A 19,114-nucleotide genomic window follows, 5' to 3' on the forward strand; every position below is an offset into this window, starting at 1 on the left:
CAATACTTTTTTCTCGGTTTTTTTTTAAATAATGTCATTATAGTGAAATATTTATTGTTCTTTTCTGAAAATACACTTATTTTATAAGGTTTTATTTCTACTTGATAAAAAAATAAAATAATTTTCATCAAAAAAAAATAAATCGTAAAAACAGCTATAATGTTCGGATTTAGCTCATAAAAAGATTATAATTTTTTATTCTAACAAAAAAACACTAATACTAGAGAACAAAATGGATCGTTCATTTCTCTAATATTAGTGTCTTAATTTATTCCGTTGGCTCTCTTTTGGCCACTCGTTTTGCTAACCAAATATCAGGCTGGTTCCACCCATTCGCATCTGGGATCACACCGATGATCTGATAGCCAAGTTTCTCATAAAATGTATAGGGATGATGATTGATATTTTTGATTTCTTGTAACTTTGCAAAGGTATCTTCAAATAAATCCGTTTCAACTAAATTTGTTTGTCCTTCAACATCATCTGTCCCTAGATAGATGACCAGGCCACCATATGAAGCGACTTCTTTTTCCAGATAGGAAACCAATCGTGTCCCGATTTGTTGTTTGCGATGCGCGCTTGCTACTACCAAAGGATGTAACTCCCACCCTGTTTTGCCATATTGAGGGATCGCTCCAACAAAACCGACCAATTCCTCCCCTTCAATCGCCGATACAGCAATCCGTTCTGGAACCATCAACTGTTCGACTTCTTTCATCGGCTCTGTCCCATACTCATCAGGCCAAGTCAATCTTAAAAGATCTGCAAGCTGATCTCGCAAGACAATATTCTCACGATCAAACTCACTGATAATCATCGCTATCCCTCCCTTTTCTGCCTATTTTAGCAGTACTAGAAAGAAAAAAGAAAAGTTTATGCTTAAGGTCGTGAAAGAAGCGTTCAGCTCCGAGCAAATAAGAGAGGATTTTTTAAAATAGCTTCTCATATTTTAGAAAATCATCGCTTATTGCTGAGGAGTTGCTTCTTGAACGCCGTGAAGGAGGTCATAACAGAAACGATTTACTTTAAAATTTTGCTTTTTTAAATAGATAATAGAAAACGAAATATCAATTTTTATGTTTAACTCTCTCGAAATAAATAAAAATACATATAAGCATCTTATAATAAATAAATACCAGACCCAACATTTCAATACATTTCGTTATTTTTTATAATTATAATAAAGAAATATTGTATATAAAAGTTGACAAAAATTTAATTTAAAAATAAAAAAATTTAAAAAACAAATGATATAAATATTATATTTTAATAAAAATTAAATACTGATTTAATGTATAAATATGTATATTCTATTAAGATTATTACAACAAGTGCTTGTTACCAAAAAAATAGGAGAGTGATTATAGATGGAATTACATGTATCAAGAAATTCAAAATTTTTTTGTTTGGCAATGTCATTTTTGATGGTTTTAAGTCTACTGATTAGTACAGGTACAGTTGTTTATGCCAACGAGAGTACTTCCCCTGAAGAATTTCAAAAACAATTGAGTATGGATATCAAAAATAATCGATTACCCCTATTATCTGAGGATCAAAAGCAAATAGAAATCAACAAAATTGCTAAAGAGCTAGCGTTTATGTTTGAAAAAGCACCAATAAAAAATAGTGTTGGTGAAGTTATCGGAATTAATTTCACTAGAATTGAATCACAATTTCCTGAACAAATTAACTCAAATTCATATTATCTATTTAAGCAATTTTTCGAAAATGAACGCTCCATGCATGAAATCGATTCTATAAATGGAAGAGGCTTTACCGATTGTATGGGCAAGAGTATTAAAGAGTATGTAGGAGATACGATCTATATGAGTCTAACTGCTGGTGGATTATGGGCATTGATCCAGAAAAAAGCATGGCAAGAAATAGCTGCTCTTGTTTTTGAAGTAGCTGGTGCCGAATTTACCATCCCAGTAGTAGTTGCTGCTTTAGGCTTAATGAGTATCAAATGTTTGGTATAATGAATAATAGAAAGTTTCTGATATTTTTATCATTATCAATCATCTCAAGTCTCGCTGTCTTGAACGTGACAAAAGATATTCTGTATGCATTATCCTGTTTCGTTCTCTCATGGATATTGTATGGCATTGGGATGAACCGCAAGAACAAACAGTAATTTGAGGTTCTAAGAAAACTCAGCAAAAGACGACAAAGCATAAGGCTTTGTCGTCTTTGTTGTTTCTTCTCCATGGATGCTGGATATTAGCTAATGCTATTTAGTCGTTGCTTTTTCTTTTTTCATTTGTTTACTCCGTAATTGACCACACGCAGCGTCGATATCTGTACCGTGTTCTTTACGGATCACGCAATTGATGCCATTCTTTTTCAATACATCATAAAATTTCAGCACATCTGCTTTAGGACTGCGAGAGTATTGGTCATGTTCACTGACTGGATTATAAGGGATCAAATTCACATACGTTAATTTCTTTTTGTCTTTTAATAGATCCGCTAATTGTTGTGCATGCTCCGGACGATCATTGACTTGATTCAACATGATGTATTCAAACGTGATTCGTCGATTGGTTTTTTCAAGATATTCATCTACTGCAGCCATCAATTTCTCAATTGGGAAACTCCGATTGATCCGCATGATGGAGGTCCGAATCTCGTTATTTGGTGCATGTAATGAGATCGCTAAATTGACTTGCAACCCATTATCAGCAAATTCTTTGATCTTATTTGCCAAACCACTTGTTGAAACAGTAATGTGTCGTGCGCCAATTGCCAACCCTTTGGCATCATTGATGATGTGTAAGAAGTTCATGACATTATCATAATTGTCGAACGGTTCGCCAATGCCCATCACAACCACATGGGACACTCTTTCTCCTTCTTGTCGTTCATCAAAATAGTGTTGAACCATCATGATCTGTGCCACGATTTCTCCAGCTGTCAAATCTCGATTCTTTTTTAACAGCCCACTTGCACAAAAAGTACAACCAATATTACAGCCGACTTGTGTCGTCACACATACAGATAATCCATATTCTTGTCTCATCAAGACTGTCTCGATCATATTTTTATCTGGTAATTCAAATAGATATTTGACTGTGCCATCCGATGCTTCTTGGACTACTATTTGTTTTAACGGATTGATCACAAACTGATCCGTTAACTTTGTTATCAAGTTTTTTGACAAGTTGGTCATTTCGGAGAAGTCTTTGACACGCTTTTGATAAAGCCATTCCCACACTTGGGCGGCACGGAATTTTTTTTCGCCGTTTTCTAAAAACCAATTGGTTAATTCTTCGATTGTTAAACCATAAATGGATTGTTTTTCCAAAATCGTTTCCCTCTTTTTTTCAAAGTATCGCTACATACTATAACTGATTCTAACAACTAATGCAATAGTTCACAAAACAAAGATACCAAATCTTAGGCTGTTTATGAATGCTCCTCCTTTTTTAACTATCGTTTTTTTGATTTTTATGAATAAGTGATCAATCTCATAAAAAAACCGAAGAACACCCAAAATTACTTTTGGCGTTTCTTCGGTTTCATTGTTAGAACTGACAAGCACATACGCACTTTTTCTATGTTTCGTGATCCGTTGGCATCATATCCATTGGTTCTTCGACTTGCTCAATGAAGACTTTTCTTGGCTTACTTCCTTCTGAAGGTCCTACTACGCCATGTGCTTCTAATTCATCGACTAAGCGTGCTGCCCGATTATAACCAATTCTAAATCTTCTTTGCAATAATGAAATACTTGCTGTCTGCATTTCAATGACAAGTGCTTTAGCTTCTTCAAATAATTCATCTTGTGGTTGTTCTGCGGTACCGCCTGATTCTACTTCATCAGAAGGCATCATTTTTTCTTCATAATGTGCTTCTTGTTGATCCGTTACGAAGTTGACCACTCGTTCTACTTCGTGGTCAGAAATAAACGCACCTTGAACCCTTATCGGTTTGTTTTCACCCATTGGCAAGAAGAGCATATCCCCACGTCCGAGAAGCTTTTCCGCACCGTTGGAGTCAATGATCGTACGTGAGTCCGTCCCACTAGAGACTGCAAATGCCATACGAGAAGGAACATTCGCTTTGATGATCCCTGTGATAACATCCACACTTGGACGTTGGGTCGCTAAAATCATATGGATTCCCGCTGCCCGTGCCATTTGTGCCAAACGAATAATAGCATCTTCGACTTCATTGCTGGCAACCATCATCAAGTCAGCTAATTCATCCACGATCACCACGATAAATGGCAAGGTAGGATGTTTCGTTCCATTTTCCAAGTTTTTTTGTTGGACAAATTCATTATAACCAGTAATATTTCTAACACCAGTAGCAGCGAATTTTTCATAACGTTCTTCCATTTCTTGAACGACTTTCTGCAACGCTTGAGCAGCTTTTCTCGGGTTAGTCACAACTGGCGTCAAAAGATGAGGAATCCCATTGTACATGTTCAATTCCACCATTTTGGGGTCGATCATCATCAATTTGACTTCATGGGGTTTTGCTCGCATCAAAATGCTGGTAATGATCCCATTGATAGCTACCGATTTCCCACTACCTGTCGATCCGGCTACTAATAAGTGAGGCATTTTAGAAAGGTCTGCGGTTTGGACTCGCCCAGAAACATCTCTTCCTAATGGCACTTCTAACAGCTTATCTGGATGATTGGGTTGCGCTTCGATGATTTCTCTAAATGACACCATGCTGATCTTGCTATTCGGTACTTCGATTCCGATCAATGATTTACCTGGGATCGGTGCTTCCATCCGAACATCTTTAGCCGCTAATGCTAATGCAATGTCATCCGTTAAACTGACGATTTTACTTACTTTGACACCCACTGCTGGTTGGACTTCAAATTTTGTCACAGAGGGTCCTAAACTTGCTTTGACGACTTTCGCATCTACGCCAAAACTTTGAAAAGTTTGTTCCAAGACTCCGATATTTTTCTCGATTTTTTTATACTCGTCACTTTGATCCGTCGTTTTTACTGAATCGAGTAAATCGATTGACGGTAACTCATAATCTTGATTTTCCTGCTCTGCTTCGATTTCAAATTCTAATGCTGTCCCATCATCTTCTAAGCTCTCTGCTTCTAACGGTTCAGATGCAGTAGGCGTTGTGACCGTTGGCTCTGCTTTTGGCATATCCATTGTCGCAGATGGGACAGTTCCTTGAAAACTATCGATCGGTACAAAACTGAGTTGTTCGGGTTCATCATCTGCTATTTTTTCATAAGAAGGCGCAGACTTTGCTTGTTGTTCAGCGGAACGACGTTTTTCCAGCTCAGCAATCTCAGCTTCTGCCGCTTCTTTTGCTGCTAATTTTTTCTCTTCTCGTGCTTTCGCTCGTTGCTTTTGCCGTTCTTCTTTCGCCGCTTGTTTCTTCGCTTGCTTTGCAGGATCTCCTTCCAGCAGTTCTTGCATTCGTTCTCCCATCACTTGCAAGCTATTGACTAATTGATAGCCTTCGATATTGCTAAATAAAATTGCACCACTTATTAATAATAAAATGGCAACAAAGTAACTACCAGGTTGAGCAATCAAGAAATACGTAAAATTATAGAGTGCTGCTCCAACCATCCCACCACCAACATTACTGCTGACTCGAGCATGCTGGATGTCACTTGCTAACAGATCCCAAGTGGTTCCTAGAATGTTTGGTTCGCCACTATGGAGTTTTCCGAATAGATGGGCATGTAAAAAGAGAAGAATTCCTAAGTAAAAAAGAATGCCTCCAAACCACCGACGGCTTTTTCCGATTTTAAAATCGGTATTTTTTACAACGACCCAAAAACCTAAAATAGCTAATAATATACAGAGAAGCTGATAAGTGTTCCCTGCAATGATCCGAAAACCATTTGCCACTAAAATACCTAAAAAACCTAGTTTTAAAAAGCCAAATACGGCAAATAAGATCAATGCAAATCCGATACTGATCGCAAGAAGTTGTTCCTGCTGCTGTTGTTGCTTTTTCGTCTTTTTCTTTTTCTTTGCAGGACGTTTTTTCTTTGCCATTTTTATCCCTCATTTCATCAAGTTCCATTATACAAAAAAAAGCGAGGGAACAAAAGTTTTGTTTCTAAGTTTAAAGTTTTTCTTTTCGAACCCTGTATTTATACCAAATACTTTAAGAAACTTTTTCAAATAACCAATGGCTAGATCCTGCACCCCTAGCGAGAAACTATGATAAAAAAACCGAAATTCCACAAAAATCAAGAAAGTTTTTGGGAATTTCGGTTCATTCAATTCATTTGGTTCATTCAGTGAACTCAATGAAGCTGGAAAGTTTTATCCTCACTGCTTCTATTTTTAGAAAAAAGCGATCACGCTTTATTTCCCTGAACGTTTACTATCAAAAAGGTCAGATCGTTGAGCCATTTTCTTTGATCACTTGTTGGTACCAATAATAACTATCTTTCTTGTAGCGATCCAATGATCCTGCTTGAGTTTCATCTTGATCGACATAAACAAATCCATAACGTTTTTGGTAACCATTCAACCAACTTAACAGATCAGTGTAAGACCACGTACAATAGCCAAGGACTTCAGCACCATCTGAGATCGCTTCTTTAATCGCTTTGACATGACTTGAAAGGTAAGCGATACGATACTCATCGTGGATCTTTTTGTCCTCTGTCAATTCATCGTATTCCCCTAAACCATTTTCAGTAATCAATACAGGCATCCGGTAGCGACTCGTAATCCGTCTTAAAGCGACTCTCAATCCTTCTGGGTCAATCTCCCAATCCCAATTCGTACGTTCAACGAAAGGATTGTCGACTTTTTTGTACATCCCTGGGACGCCTGTTTCTTCAGAAGATCCTTTTTTCCCAGTGGTATTCATTTTGCCAGCTCCTACACCATCCAACGGATTAAAGGCATTAGTCGCTGTTTGATAATAGTTGATCCCCAAGAAGTCTGGTTTAGCAGATTCAAGCAGTTCTGCGTCTCCTTCAACCATTTCAGGTGCCCAGCCACGTTCTTCTAAAAATTTCATAGCGGCGATCGGGTACTTGCCCCACATGTAGACATCCATCCAGTAATGAGCCATCAAATCTTCCGCATTTTCTGCAGCTAAAATATTTTTAGGATCGCTGTTGATCGGATAATTAGGTGTGTAAGCAAAACTTGGACCGATTTTACCTGGCATTCCTAATTCATGAAACTTATTGATCACTGCTGCATTTGCTAAGTTAGCAATATGGTTCACTTGATACATCCGTTTTGGATCAGTAACACCTGGTGGATGAGCAGCTAATAAATAGCCTAGTGAAGTAAAAATATTTTGTTCATTCAAGCTGATCCAATAATGGACTTTTCCTCGAAAAGCATTAAATAATGTTTCAGCGTAATTAGTGAAATCTTCAATGATTTGGCGTGATTCCCAACCTGCATACTCATCTTGCAAGGCTTGTGGAAGATCCCAATGATACAATGTCAACATTGGTTCAATCCCGTTTTCAATCAACTCATCGATCAGCTCTTCATAAAAAGCTAACCCTGCTTGATTGATTTCCCCACGACCATTAGGAAAAATGCGAGTCCAAGCGACTGAAAAACGATACGCTTTCAATCCTTGTTCTTTCATTAAAGCAATATCTTCTTTAAAGCGATGATAGTGATCAACCGCTAGATCGCCGTTCGTTCCTTTAAAAGTTTTCCCTGGAATACGGACAAAACGATCCCAGACCGATTCTCCTTTGCCGTCTTCTTGCCAGGCTCCTTCAACTTGATAAGCCGCTGAGGCTGATCCCCAAAGAAAGTCTTGGGGAAATTCAGTTAATTTTTGGTGTTCCATCAATCTCTTCCTTTCTTGCTTCAATCCTTACTAAAAAAGGATAACACGAAACCCCTTTCAATACAAAAGGAGAAATCAATCATTGAACAATTTTATGATCATTGAAATTTTTCAGACAAAAAATAAGCAAGAATTTTTTAAAATATGTGTTTCAAAAATTCTTGCTTATTCATTTGGCGCAGGTTAATTTCATAGGTTTTATCGTGTGAACTAAGAGACACTCAAATTACCACGCTTCTTTTTAAGACACTCAATGATGTTAGATTGCCTGTTTACTTCTGAACGGGTGTCACGTCTTCACCAAACCATTTGTCTGAGATTTGTTGGAATTCTCCTGTTTTTTCTAATTCCGCAATCCCTTCATTGATTTTCTTCACTAATTCCTTGTCTTTCTTTCGGGCACCCACGACAAAATCTTCGCTTTGATAATCCCCTTTGATCATATTGAACTGATCCAACTCATTTTTTTGCTTCAAGTAATAACCAGCATATACTTTATCCATCAATAACCCATCGATCCGTCCACTCTTCAAATCGATCAATGCTTCATTAAAGCTATCATATAAAACAGCATCCTGATTTTTTACAATATCTTTTAATATTTTTGGTTGTTTGATAAAGGCATCATAACCAGAAGAACCATTTTGAGCTCCTAGGATTTTGTCCTTCATTTGAGCAAAGCTAGTGATCCCTGATTTTTTCGTAGTGATCAGGACTTGTTCGTTTTGCATATAAGGTTTTGAAAATTGGACTTTTTTGGCTCTTTCAGCTGTTTTAGTATACCCATTCCAAATGAGATCAATCGTCCCATTATTCAATTCAAACTCTTTCATGGACCAGTCAATGGGTTGGAAAACGACTTTGATGTCATATTCTCTAAAAACTGCTCTAGCAAGGTCAATATCAAAACCTGTTAGTTTTCCTTCTTTATCACGAAACCCCATCGGTACAAAGGTGTCATCTAACCCGATGATGATCTTTTTTTCTGATTGAATCGTTGACCAATTGTCTTTATCTGTCTTTTCATTCCTACAACCAGAAAGAAAGACGATCCCTGCAACTATCGCAAGTAGCAAACTGATTTTTTTCATCAAGTGTCCCTCCTTCTTACTTGTTTGGGATGACCTTCACGAGTTGATCTCCCACATTTTCCGCAAACACTAAATCATGGGTTACGATGATTTGTGTCACACCTTCTGCCTTCAATGAGACGATCAAGTTTTCTACTTGTTGTCGCAGCTCAGGGTCTAAGGCACTTGTCGGTTCATCATAAGCAAGAACTCGAGGATTCATTGCCAAGGCACGTGCGATCGCTACCCGTTGTTTTTGACCGCCAGATAATTGATAAGGATAGTTGTTGAGCAAATCACTGATCCCAAGTGAATCGGCTAATTCCTGTGCTTTTTTCGTATACGTTTCTTTCGATTGCTTCAACACCATTTTAGGCGCTAAAGTGATATTGTCAAAAATACTTAAGTGTGGAAACAGTTGAAAATCTTGGAAAACAACACCTACGACTTGCTCTTTCGTTTTCAATTCAAATGGGTCAAAGGCTACACCATCCAGATAAAATTCTCCACTGTCTGCTTTTTCCAATCCTGCTAAGATTCTCAAAAGTGTCGTTTTCCCTCCACCAGAAGGACCGACGATCGCCATGGTTTGACCATCTGGAATGACTAGATCTAACGCGTTGATTACTTTCTTTTCTCCAAATGCTTTACTTACTTTCTTTAATTCAATCATGTCCATTCCTCCTAGCGATAATAGTTTAATTTTCCTTCTACTTGTTTCATGATGATCGTTAAGATACCGGTTAGTGCTAGATAGATGAAAGCCACACCTAGTAATGGTAGCAATGTTGCATCACGTTCCATCGCAATCTTCCCTGCTCGCATAACGTCTCCTAGTCCTAAGATATAGATCAATGAAGAGTCTTTCACTAAGTTGATCACTTCGTTCCCAACCGATGGTAAAACGATTTTTGTCACTTGTGGGATAATGATTTTTGTGACGGTTTGAAAAGGACTCAACTGTAACACTTGCGCAGCTTCATATTGTCCTTGGGGAATCGATTGAATCCCCCCACGAAAAATCTCAGCAAAATAAGCGGCATAGTTTAAAACAAAAGCCAATAATGCTGCCTCAAAACGGTCAAAGACAATCCCGATCGTTGGCAATCCATAAAAAACAAAAATCAATTGTAGTAATAACGGTGTACCACGCATGACCCAGACATAGGTCTGCAAGATATAACGAATTGGTTTAAAATGTAAAGACAACCCTAATGCTAAAATGATCCCTAATGGCAATGAACCAATCAAGGTAAAAATAAATAATTTCAACGTTGTAAGAGCCCCTACTAATAGTTGTGGCATGACTTCCAGCAAATAATTCATTTCTTTCTTCCTCCTTTTAAATAAAAAAATCCCCTTGACTCTCGTCAAGAGGACGCATCACACGTGTTCCCACCTCTGTTTGTTTCTTTTTCACAAAAGAAACCTCACGCAGTCATTCCAGAAAATGAGGTAAAACAAAAGTAATTGTTGTTGGACATTTACTTCACACGAAAATAAAAAAACGTCCTTCGGTCAAATGACCAAAGGACGTAAATTACGTGGTTCCACCTTTTTTTGTTAGTCCCTCACGGAAACTAACCTTATCTGGTCATCAAACAATGACCGCAGCTGTAACGGGCTTCCCGGATTTTCCTACTGTATTTCAGAAAATCGACTCCAAGATGTGTTTCACCATTAACTGCTATCTCTTTCCACCTGCCAGAGACTCTCTTCAAACATTTAATCGCTACTCTTCTTTTCGATGTCGTTGATTTTAACTTACGTGTAATTTACACGATTATTTTTCTTTTGTCAATTATTTTTTTATAATGAATGAAAGAAAAAGAAAGGAAGCGATCAATCGATGGTTTTGGCTACTGAAAAAGAAGCCTATCAATTACTTGATTTACTAGACATTCCCTATCAAAAGGTGGATCATCCACCGATTACTTCTGTCAAAAATCTGCCTTTTACACTACCAGGACCTCAAGTGAAGAATCTCGTGTTAAAAGCAAAAAAAGGGAAACAGATTTATCTTGTTATCTTACCTGATGAAAAGCAGGCAAATTTGAAACAACTTGCAGAACAGCTGAATGAGAAGCGTTTGTCTTTTCTTTCAGAAGAACAGCTCCTTGATTTATTAGGGGTAGCTCCCGGTACTGTTACACCTTTTGCATTGATGCATGATCAAGAAAAAGCGATTCAAGTAGTCATTGACTCAGCCATTGATCAAACCTCTACCGTAGGATTTCATCCAAATGTCAACACGACAACATTGATCTTATCGTTTTTAGATTTCATCAAGATTTTAGAATACCTTGAACATCCACCTATCTACGAAGATTTATAAGCACGGCTATTTGTGATAAAAAGCCCAACATACAAAAAATGAGGTTCCTACTATAAATTGTACGTAAAAACAACAATTTATAAGAGGGACCTCGTGACTTATATCTCAGACTAAACTTCTTTCACATTCTAAACCATGTTACATAAACAGCAATCACTTGAAACCAATCACCATTTTTTAACATACAATAGTGGTCTCAAAAACCATTGCTGATTTTCAACAAACGACACGCTATTTCTTCATTGCAGCTTTTAAAGCTGCAGCAAGTGGGCTTTCTTCCGGTTCTTCTGCTTGCGTGTACTTTTTCAATAAACGACGTTCTTCGTGCTTCGTCATTTTTTTCTTTTGCTCTTTTTTATCTAACATTTTTTCGGTCGTCCCATCATATTTACAACGGAAATAAGCGCCATTTTTGCCTTCGATGATCTCCATTTTCCGATGACATTGTGGACAACGATGGTTCGAGACTTTTGGATCTTTTCTTCTACGGTAATGACAATCTTGATTCGTGCAGACATAGATTTTGCCATCTCGAGTATTTTTTTCTCTAAGATTGGAGCCGCAGTCTGGACATTTTTTCTGTGTGATCGAGAAATCTTGGTAAGATTGTTTACTTGTTTTGATTTCTTGTACCAATCGTTTTGTTTCTTTTTCAATGCCCCTTAAAAATTGGCTGGCTTGTTTTTGCCCCGCTGCAATTGCTTCTAAGTCTTTCTCCCAGCTTTCTGTTAAATCAGGGGTCACTAAGGAAGGATTGACTAATTCCAATAATTGCTTTCCTTTTGGTGAGACTTGCAAGCCTTGCGGTGTTCGTTCCATCAATTCCGATTTGATCAACTTTTCAATGATTTCAGCACGAGTTGCCGGTGTTCCTAAACTATGTTTTTCCATAAGTCCTAGTAAACTCGCCTCTGTCAAAGGCTTAGGCGGTGCCGATAGTTCTTTCTTGATCGTAAATTCTGGTTGGATACGCATTCCCTCCACCCAGTCCACTTCATTGCTCTCCTTTTGACTGACATCTTTCCAGCCAGCTTGAAGGACTTGATTTTGATGGAATACAAATTGTTCTTTGCCAAATGTCACAGTCACTTTTGTTTGACTGATTTTGTGTGGCTCAGCGAATAAACCTAAGAATCGAGTAACAATCATTTGATAGATTTTTTGTTCTTCGTTGCTAAGTTTCTCATAGCGTGGACGATTTTCAGTTGGTAATAACGCATGGTGATCAGTGACTTTACTGTCTTGGAAGACTTTTGTTTGTCGAACAACTGCCCCATTTTTTAAATACTGTTTCACTTCTGGAGAAAAATCGCTGACCGCCTGTAAACGCTCTTTCATCGTACTTTTCATATCACTCGTCAGATATTTGCTATCTGTACGAGGGTACGTCACGATTTTATGCGTTTCATATAAACTTTGGACCAGTCCCAAAGTTTTTTTAGCAGAGTAGCCATAACGTTGGTTTGCTTCTCGCTGGATCTCCGTTAGATCATAAGGTAATGGTGCCGGCTCCACTTTTACTTTTTCTTGGATGGCTGTCACAGTCCCTTTATTTTTAGCTAACTCTTTCACTAATGATTGAGCTTCTTCATGAGATTTCAATGCGAACTGATTTTTTTGAACCATCTTTGCTTGTTGTTTTTGCACATCTAATAAAATTGAAAAATAGGTTTGTGGTCTAAATGTTTCAATTTTCCGTTCTTGTGTTCTAACCAATGCGAGTGTTGGAGTTTGAACTCGACCAGCAGATAGATTATCTTGATACTTCACAGTCAGCGCCCGTGTTACGTTCAATCCTACTAACCAGTCAGCTTTTGCCCTAGCTAGCGCCGAATAATAAAGTGCATCATAGTCTTTTGCGGGCTTCAATTGTTTGAATCCTGTCTTGATTGCTTTATCTGTTTGGGAAGAAATCCAAAGACGTTTCACTGGTTTATTGAAGCGGACATATTCCAAGATCCACCGAGCAACCAATTCCCCTTCTCTTCCGGCATCCGTAGCGATCACAGCCTCTGACACATCTTTACGTTGCGCCAATTGCTTGATTGTTTTTAATTGGTGACCTGTTTTAGGCAGTGGTTTGATTCCTAAATTTTTAGGAATCATCGGCAACGTTTCCATTTGCCAACTTTGCCATTCTTTATTGAGGTCTTCAGGCATTTTCAGCCCTAACAAATGACCAAGGGCCCAAGTAACAATCACCTTGGGTCCTTCGTAATAATTTTTGTGTTTTTGATTAGCACCAAGCACCTTGCTTAGGTCTTTCGCAACGCTTGGTTTTTCCGCTAGAATTAGTTGTTTCATAAAATTCCTTTCTGCTTTCTAAAGTGATTGGCTGATGATTTTTCAATAAGGCTAACCCTTTATATTGTTGAAGATCATCATCACATTCTTCACACCAGCGCTCGTCTCCGTCATTCCAGAAGGCACTTAGAAAGTTGCTTTTTGCATGGATATATTCGTATTTATTTTTGATTGCAAGCCATTTTTGTTCATAATTAACCTGTGCTTCTTCAAAAGAATCAAATGTTTCTTCTACTTCGATATCCTCTTCCCAATTCTCAAAGAACCACCAAGGCTCATTATCTCCGAACATTGTCACTACTTGATACATACTCGTGCTCCTTCTCTACGATTTTACTAGACTCATCTTAGACACTTTTCAAGAAAGTTGCAAGAAATTTCTCTTATAAAAGGGACATTTTATGAATTTGTCTATTTTAAAGAAACGTACTACTTATTTACTTGGTAAAGTGGCAATAAAGTCATTGATCATCCAAGAATAACTCTCTTCAGGAGACACGGCTGCTTCCTTTGTGAAATAGCCTAAAAATCGTAAAGACAAATAGCCATGGATGATACTTCGCAATTCTCTGCTGCGATGCGTTTTTTCTTTTCGGGTCAAATCAAAGGCATCAAATAATTGTAGAATGATCTGGTTCGTTTCATAGATTCCTTCTAACAAAATCTCCTCATTGGTGTGAGGGACACTGATCAGCAACTCGTAAACGGCCTGGTTCGCAAAGGCAAAAGACTGATAGACTTGTGCATAGACACGCAGCGCCTCTGCCCCACTTTTTCCAACCAAAGAACGACGCAACGCTTCGTTTAACTCTTGTAATAATTTTGCAGTCAATGCGGTCTTTACATCACGCATATTTTTAAAATGATTATAGAGGGAAGGAGACTTGACGTCTAGCGCCTTAGCCAGGTGTTGAAAAGTGACTTGTTGAACATCCATCTCTTCCGCTAGTCCACGAAAGCAAGCGATGATTTTTTCTTGAGATAGATTTCTTTTTTTCATTTCGTTGTTCCTCTCGTATGTTAACTACTTAACAACTTTAGTTTACCATGAAAAACGAACTTAAAAAAGAGGCTTCCATTGATAAACTACACATTGTAGTTTATAATAAACGAATGTAAATGAAAATTTTCAGAAAGAAGGACATAACAGTGACCACACGCATCAAAGAAAAATTATTTAGGAAAAGAGAAACTTGGGAACAAAACTTATTTGTCTTATGGTTTGGAACTTTTATGGCAGGGATTGGGTTTAGCTTAGTCATGCCGTTTATGTCACTATACATAGATACGTTAGGTAACTATAGTACGTCGCAATTGAATTTTTGGAGTGGGTTGACCTTTTCTTCTACGTTTTTCGTCACCACATTGATTTCTCCTTGGTGGGGCAAATTAGCCGATCAGAAAGGCAGAAAATTGATGCTCTTGCGTGCTTCCTTAGGGATGGCTGTCGTTATTGCCTTGATGGGTTGTGTGACCAGTGTGTATCAACTCGTTGCACTGCGGTTGTTACAAGGGATCTTTTCTGGTTACATCAGTAATGCCACTGCCCTTGTCGCTACTGGTACGCCGAAAGAAAAAAGTGGTCAAGTCTTAGGAACATTGGCTACTGGTTCCGTCACAGGAACATTGCTTGGTCCTTTACTTGGGGGGATTTCAGCCTCAGCATTTGGTTATCGTCCAACTTTCTTCATCACAGGAATCATTTTATTTCTCGTCTTTTTATTGAGTCTCTTCTTTGTTCATGAAACATTTGTACCTATTAAAAAAGAAAATATGGCTTCTGCCAAACAAATATTCAAAGAATTGAAGTATCCCCATGTCGTGATTGGTATGTTCGTCACAACAATGATTATTCAAGCTTCGAATAATTCTATTAGCCCAATCATTAGTTTATATATTCGTCAATTACTAAATGGACATGGCAGTGTCACGCTGATTAGTGGGATCATTGCTTCGATCCCAGGAATTGCCACATTGATCGCCGCTCCTCGTTTTGGTCGCTTAGGCGATAAAATCGGGAGTGAACGTATTTTAGCCATTGGCTTAGGATTTGCAATTTTAGTTTATATCCCAATGGCCTTTGTGACGAATGTCTGGGAACTGGCTGCGTTGCGTTTTTTGATCGGTATTTCAGATGCTTGTTTGCTTCCAGCTGTCCAAGCTTTGATCACCAAATATTCCCCACATCACGCCGCCGGTCGGATTTTTAGCTACAATCAATCCTTCCAAGCAACTGGGAATGTCGTTGGTCCAATGATTGGTTCGAGCGTTTCAAGCTTGTTTGGTTACCGAGGAGTCTTTCTTTCCACTTCTTTACTTGTTTTAGTGAACTTCTTACTAGTACGTCGTAACACACAAGAAATCCATGACAATGAGCTTGTTGACTCATCAGGAACATCCGATACACCTGTCCTTTCTTCAGACAAACACACACAACCTCATGGACATTGATTGCTTACTAATAGTCAATCTGGATAAACAAGAACCATCGTCATATTCCAGATTGAAGAGGCCCCCAAAAGTTAGATTTTTTAGTCTAGCTTTTGGGGGTCTCTTCAATTTCTCAAGCTTTGTTATTTCCACGTTCTTTTAGATATTCTGAAAGTAACGCTAACCCTTTTTCTAATGTTTCTTTCTTGCAACAATACCCTAAGCGCGCATGCTGAGGCACCCCATAGGCACTACCAGGGACCAGTAGGACACCAGTTTCTCTCAGAAGATCAATACAAAATTGCTCATCGTCTTCTGTTATGTTCAAGCGAATGAATGACGTTGACACGTGATTCGGTAACACTAATTGGACATTTGGTTCATCAGCCAGCCATTTTTCAACGATGGCTAAATTCTCCGAAACGATTTTTTTATTTCGTGCAAGGATCTTTTCTTTATTCCTCAGTGCGTGAACCGCTAATGCATCTGACAAAACACCACCGCTAAGTACTAAATAGGTATGGTATTTCCTTAAACGCTCAATGATTTCTTGATTCGCTGCTACCCAGCCGATGCGTATACCAGGAACAGAATAAGTCTTTGACAATGAATTAGTCGTGATCCCCTTGTCATACAGATCCACGATTGAGACAAAATCTCCCCCTGCTAATGGGGCATACACCTCATCCATCAAAATATACGCATCGACTTTTTCGGCAATTTCGATAATTTCTTCCAATGTTTGGCGATCCAACAATGTACCTGTTGGATTATTGGCACTGTTTAAACAAATCATTTTAGTATTTGGTTGGATCACATCAACTAATTTCACACTATCAAAACGCCATTCCTCTTCTTCTGTGAGTGGTACGAAATCAACAGTTGCACCTAAAGATTTGGGTAAGTCATACAATTGCTGATAGGTTGGCAACATGGAGACCACATGATCTCCTGGTTCAACCAATCCATACAGCGCCAAAAGGTTCGCACCAGTCGCCCCATTGGTTTGAATAATGTTTTCTGAAGAAAGCGATTGATACAAAGAAGCGACTTCTTGTTTGAAAGTTGCCGTCCCCTCGCTCCACCCATAATCCAACGACGTTTTACTCAAAGATTGAAAAAAATCAGTAACTGTCGTTCCGTCTAACCCAATCAGTTCTTCTAACGTCAGTGCTTCGATGGAACTTTGTGCAAGGTCATATACTGCTTCTTTTTCCCACTTATTCAACCATTCTTCCAGTCCAAAATGTGTGATTTCCATCTTTTTCGCTCCTTTTGCTTTCTTCAATATTTTTGATTCACTACTTTCTATTCATCGATACTCAAACAAACCAAGAAACACTCGTCGCCCCTAGATGCCATGTAAATGAGATAAACGGTCGGTTTCCGATTTTATTATACTCTCTTTTTAAAAATAACGCTTTCAAATAGATAGAACCGCCTGTTGAAAAAGTCGCCTGACACTGTTTTCTTCAGAAAAAATTATTAGACAAAAATCTGAAAACTCTTTGCTTCAAAAACACCTAACGGATATTTCAGAAGACACTCTAGCAAAAAAAGCCGAGGAATACCAAAAATAGGCGAAACTATTTTCGGATTCTTCGGCTTATTTCTCAGAACTAAACTTGTCTTAACTCTTTTCTTGTTCTTCTAACAAAAGAAAGTTGTTCAAAGAGCTGTTCGCAAGCAAGATTTACACATATTGCAAGACTTTTTCTTTATTGTAGGCATGATCAATCAAGCCACCACCAAGGCACTCCATTCCATCATAAAAGACGACAGCTTGACCTGGTGTGATCGCCCGTACAGGTTCATCAAAAATCACTTCGGCACGATCGCCTTCTAATAACCGAACCGTTACCGGCACATCTTGTTGGCGGTAGCGGAATTTAGCTGTACATTTAAATTCCTTTGGCATTGGTTCATTCGTTGTAAAATGGATTTCGCTCGCATCAAGGCTTGTTGCATATAAGGCAGGATGATGAAATCCTTGTCCTACATATAACGTATTCGTTGCAAGATCTTTTCCAACTACAAACCAAGGTTCTTGTGATGCACCGCCACCACCAATCCCTAGGCCTTGTCTTTGACCGATCGTGTAATACATCAATCCAGCATGTTGACCTTTGACTTCTCCATCAAGTGTCACCATATTTCCTTTTTTAGCTGGTAAATAATTACTTAAAAATTGTTTAAAATTCTTTTCGCCTATAAAACAAATCCCAGTGGAATCTTTCTTTTTAGCAGTTGCTAAACCTGCACGTTCCGCAATTTCACGTACTTGTGTTTTTTCCATACCACCTAGTGGGAACATTGTTTTCGCTAATTGTTCTTGTGACAATTGGCTTAAGAAATAAGTTTGATCTTTGTTGTTATCTACACCGCGAAGCATATGTGCTACGCCATTTTCGTCACGCACTACTTGCGCATAATGCCCAGTCGCTACGTATTCAGCACCTAGATCCATCGCATAATCTAAAAATGCTTTAAATTTGATTTCTTTATTACACATCACATCTGGATTAGGTGTCCGTCCTGCTCGGTATTCAGCTAAGAAATATTCAAATACACGATCCCAATATTCTTTTTCAAAATTGACAGAATAATAAGGAATCCCGATTTGTGAAGCAACTTTCGCTACATCCTTATAATCTTCCGTAGCTGTACATACACCATTTTCATCCGTGTCATCCCAGTTTTTCATAAAGATCCCAATGACGTCGTAGCCTTGTTCCTTTAGTAAAAGTGCTGTTACAGATGAGTCGACACCGCCACTCATCCCAACGACAACGCGTGTCTTGCTGTTGTCTTTCATGGTATCACCATCATTTCAATTAGATTTTCTGAAATCATCTACGAGTTGAAGGTCGCAACTTTTCAGTGCTTTACATTATACGATATATTTTTGAAAATTTCATCCCTTATTTATCAAAGTATTAGTATAGCCTTTTAATCACTTTTAAAAAAAGAAAATTGGAATCGTCTTTCTATCATTTGCTTTTGTTCAGACGATTGATCATAGTTAAAGACTATCCACATGAAGAAAATAAGCGTAAGGAAAGAATATAAGTAGCAAACAAATAATTGAGGATTAATAGCACCATCTTTGTTAAAAGATATACCTGATACGTTAAATAAAATGATTTTTCTTCTTTTCAATTTGTATCATTTTTTTCACCCCCCAAAAAAAAGCCAG

General features: G+C 38.1%; 15 protein-coding genes and 1 other annotated feature. Of the genes, 3 read left to right on the forward strand and 12 right to left on the reverse strand.

Going from position 1 to position 19,114, the window contains the following annotated elements; all coding sequences use genetic code 11:
• Positions 1–268: 268 nt before the first annotated feature.
• Positions 269–817: an aminoglycoside N-acetyltransferase AAC(6')-Ii gene (gene aac(6') / locus AB3H93_RS08270; RefSeq protein ID WP_081128496.1), complete on the reverse strand. Its 549-nt coding sequence runs from the start codon at positions 815–817 to the stop codon at positions 269–271.
• 550 nt (positions 818–1,367) lie between these two features.
• On the opposite strand from aac(6'), the gene AB3H93_RS08275 reads away from it, so the two are divergent.
• Entirely contained in the window at positions 1,368–1,979 is a 612-nt protein-coding gene (locus AB3H93_RS08275; RefSeq protein WP_179299845.1) for a hypothetical protein, read from the forward strand.
• A gap of 251 nt (positions 1,980–2,230) precedes the next feature.
• Here the strand turns inward: AB3H93_RS08275 and rlmN are convergent, their stop codons facing one another.
• The 6 genes from rlmN to AB3H93_RS08305 all read right to left on the reverse strand — a co-directional run bounded on the left by rlmN (position 2,231) and on the right by AB3H93_RS08305 (position 10,175).
• A complete protein-coding gene (gene rlmN, locus AB3H93_RS08280; protein ID WP_010720792.1) occupies positions 2,231–3,304 on the reverse strand; it encodes a 23S rRNA (adenine(2503)-C(2))-methyltransferase RlmN in 1,074 nt (357 codons plus the stop codon).
• A 250-nt stretch (positions 3,305–3,554) separates the two neighbouring features.
• Positions 3,555–5,996 carry a DNA translocase FtsK gene (locus AB3H93_RS08285; RefSeq protein WP_034700630.1) on the reverse strand — a complete coding sequence of 814 codons (2,442 nt, stop codon included), beginning with the start codon at positions 5,994–5,996 and terminating at the stop codon, positions 3,555–3,557.
• A gap of 346 nt (positions 5,997–6,342) precedes the next feature.
• Positions 6,343–7,779, reverse strand: coding sequence for a glycoside hydrolase family 1 protein (locus AB3H93_RS08290; protein WP_207427188.1), 1,437 nt, complete (start codon positions 7,777–7,779; stop codon positions 6,343–6,345).
• A 272-nt stretch (positions 7,780–8,051) separates the two neighbouring features.
• Positions 8,052–8,870 (reverse strand): amino acid ABC transporter substrate-binding protein, encoded by an 819-nt coding sequence (locus AB3H93_RS08295; protein ID WP_010720795.1) that lies wholly within the window; start codon positions 8,868–8,870, stop codon positions 8,052–8,054.
• 16 nt (positions 8,871–8,886) lie between these two features.
• On the reverse strand, positions 8,887–9,522 hold the full coding sequence (locus AB3H93_RS08300) for an amino acid ABC transporter ATP-binding protein (RefSeq protein ID WP_010720796.1): 636 nt from the start codon (positions 9,520–9,522) through the stop codon (positions 8,887–8,889).
• An 11-nt stretch (positions 9,523–9,533) separates the two neighbouring features.
• Complete coding sequence (locus tag AB3H93_RS08305) at positions 9,534–10,175, reverse strand: amino acid ABC transporter permease (protein ID WP_010720797.1); 642 nt, start codon at positions 10,173–10,175, stop codon at positions 9,534–9,536.
• A gap of 200 nt (positions 10,176–10,375) precedes the next feature.
• Positions 10,376–10,606: a binding site (T-box leader), on the reverse strand.
• A gap of 92 nt (positions 10,607–10,698) precedes the next feature.
• Here AB3H93_RS08305 and AB3H93_RS08310 point away from each other — a divergent pair.
• On the forward strand, positions 10,699–11,184 hold the full coding sequence (locus tag AB3H93_RS08310; RefSeq protein WP_010720798.1) for a prolyl-tRNA synthetase associated domain-containing protein: 486 nt from the start codon (positions 10,699–10,701) through the stop codon (positions 11,182–11,184).
• A 231-nt stretch (positions 11,185–11,415) separates the two neighbouring features.
• On the opposite strand, the gene AB3H93_RS08315 is transcribed toward AB3H93_RS08310, so the two are convergent.
• The 3 genes from AB3H93_RS08315 to AB3H93_RS08325 all read right to left on the reverse strand — a co-directional run bounded on the left by AB3H93_RS08315 (position 11,416) and on the right by AB3H93_RS08325 (position 14,488).
• Complete coding sequence (locus AB3H93_RS08315) at positions 11,416–13,488, reverse strand: DNA topoisomerase III (protein WP_126343260.1); 2,073 nt, start codon at positions 13,486–13,488, stop codon at positions 11,416–11,418.
• On the reverse strand, positions 13,421–13,798 hold the full coding sequence (locus tag AB3H93_RS08320) for a DUF1033 family protein (protein WP_010720800.1): 378 nt from the start codon (positions 13,796–13,798) through the stop codon (positions 13,421–13,423). The genes AB3H93_RS08315 and AB3H93_RS08320 overlap by 68 nt, the downstream gene beginning before the upstream one ends.
• 123 nt (positions 13,799–13,921) lie before the next feature.
• Complete coding sequence (locus AB3H93_RS08325) at positions 13,922–14,488, reverse strand: TetR/AcrR family transcriptional regulator (RefSeq protein ID WP_368020419.1); 567 nt, start codon at positions 14,486–14,488, stop codon at positions 13,922–13,924.
• A 149-nt stretch (positions 14,489–14,637) separates the two neighbouring features.
• Here AB3H93_RS08325 and AB3H93_RS08330 point away from each other — a divergent pair, with 149 nt between their 5' ends.
• Positions 14,638–15,939 carry a multidrug efflux MFS transporter gene (locus AB3H93_RS08330; protein ID WP_368020420.1) on the forward strand — a complete coding sequence of 434 codons (1,302 nt, stop codon included), beginning with the start codon at positions 14,638–14,640 and terminating at the stop codon, positions 15,937–15,939.
• 112 nt (positions 15,940–16,051) lie between these two features.
• On the opposite strand, the gene AB3H93_RS08335 is transcribed toward AB3H93_RS08330, so the two are convergent.
• Together AB3H93_RS08335 and mnmA are read right to left on the reverse strand one after the other, a co-directional pair.
• Positions 16,052–17,179 (reverse strand): aminotransferase, encoded by a 1,128-nt coding sequence (locus tag AB3H93_RS08335; RefSeq protein WP_368020421.1) that lies wholly within the window; start codon positions 17,177–17,179, stop codon positions 16,052–16,054.
• Between the two features lie 432 nt (positions 17,180–17,611).
• Complete coding sequence (gene mnmA / locus AB3H93_RS08340) at positions 17,612–18,733, reverse strand: tRNA 2-thiouridine(34) synthase MnmA (protein ID WP_010720804.1); 1,122 nt, start codon at positions 18,731–18,733, stop codon at positions 17,612–17,614.
• Between the last annotated feature and the right edge of the window lie 381 nt (positions 18,734–19,114).

Origin of the sequence: Enterococcus sp. C74 (assembly GCF_040887125.1) — a bacterium.
GTDB lineage: Bacteria > Bacillota > Bacilli > Lactobacillales > Enterococcaceae > Enterococcus_B > Enterococcus_B hirae.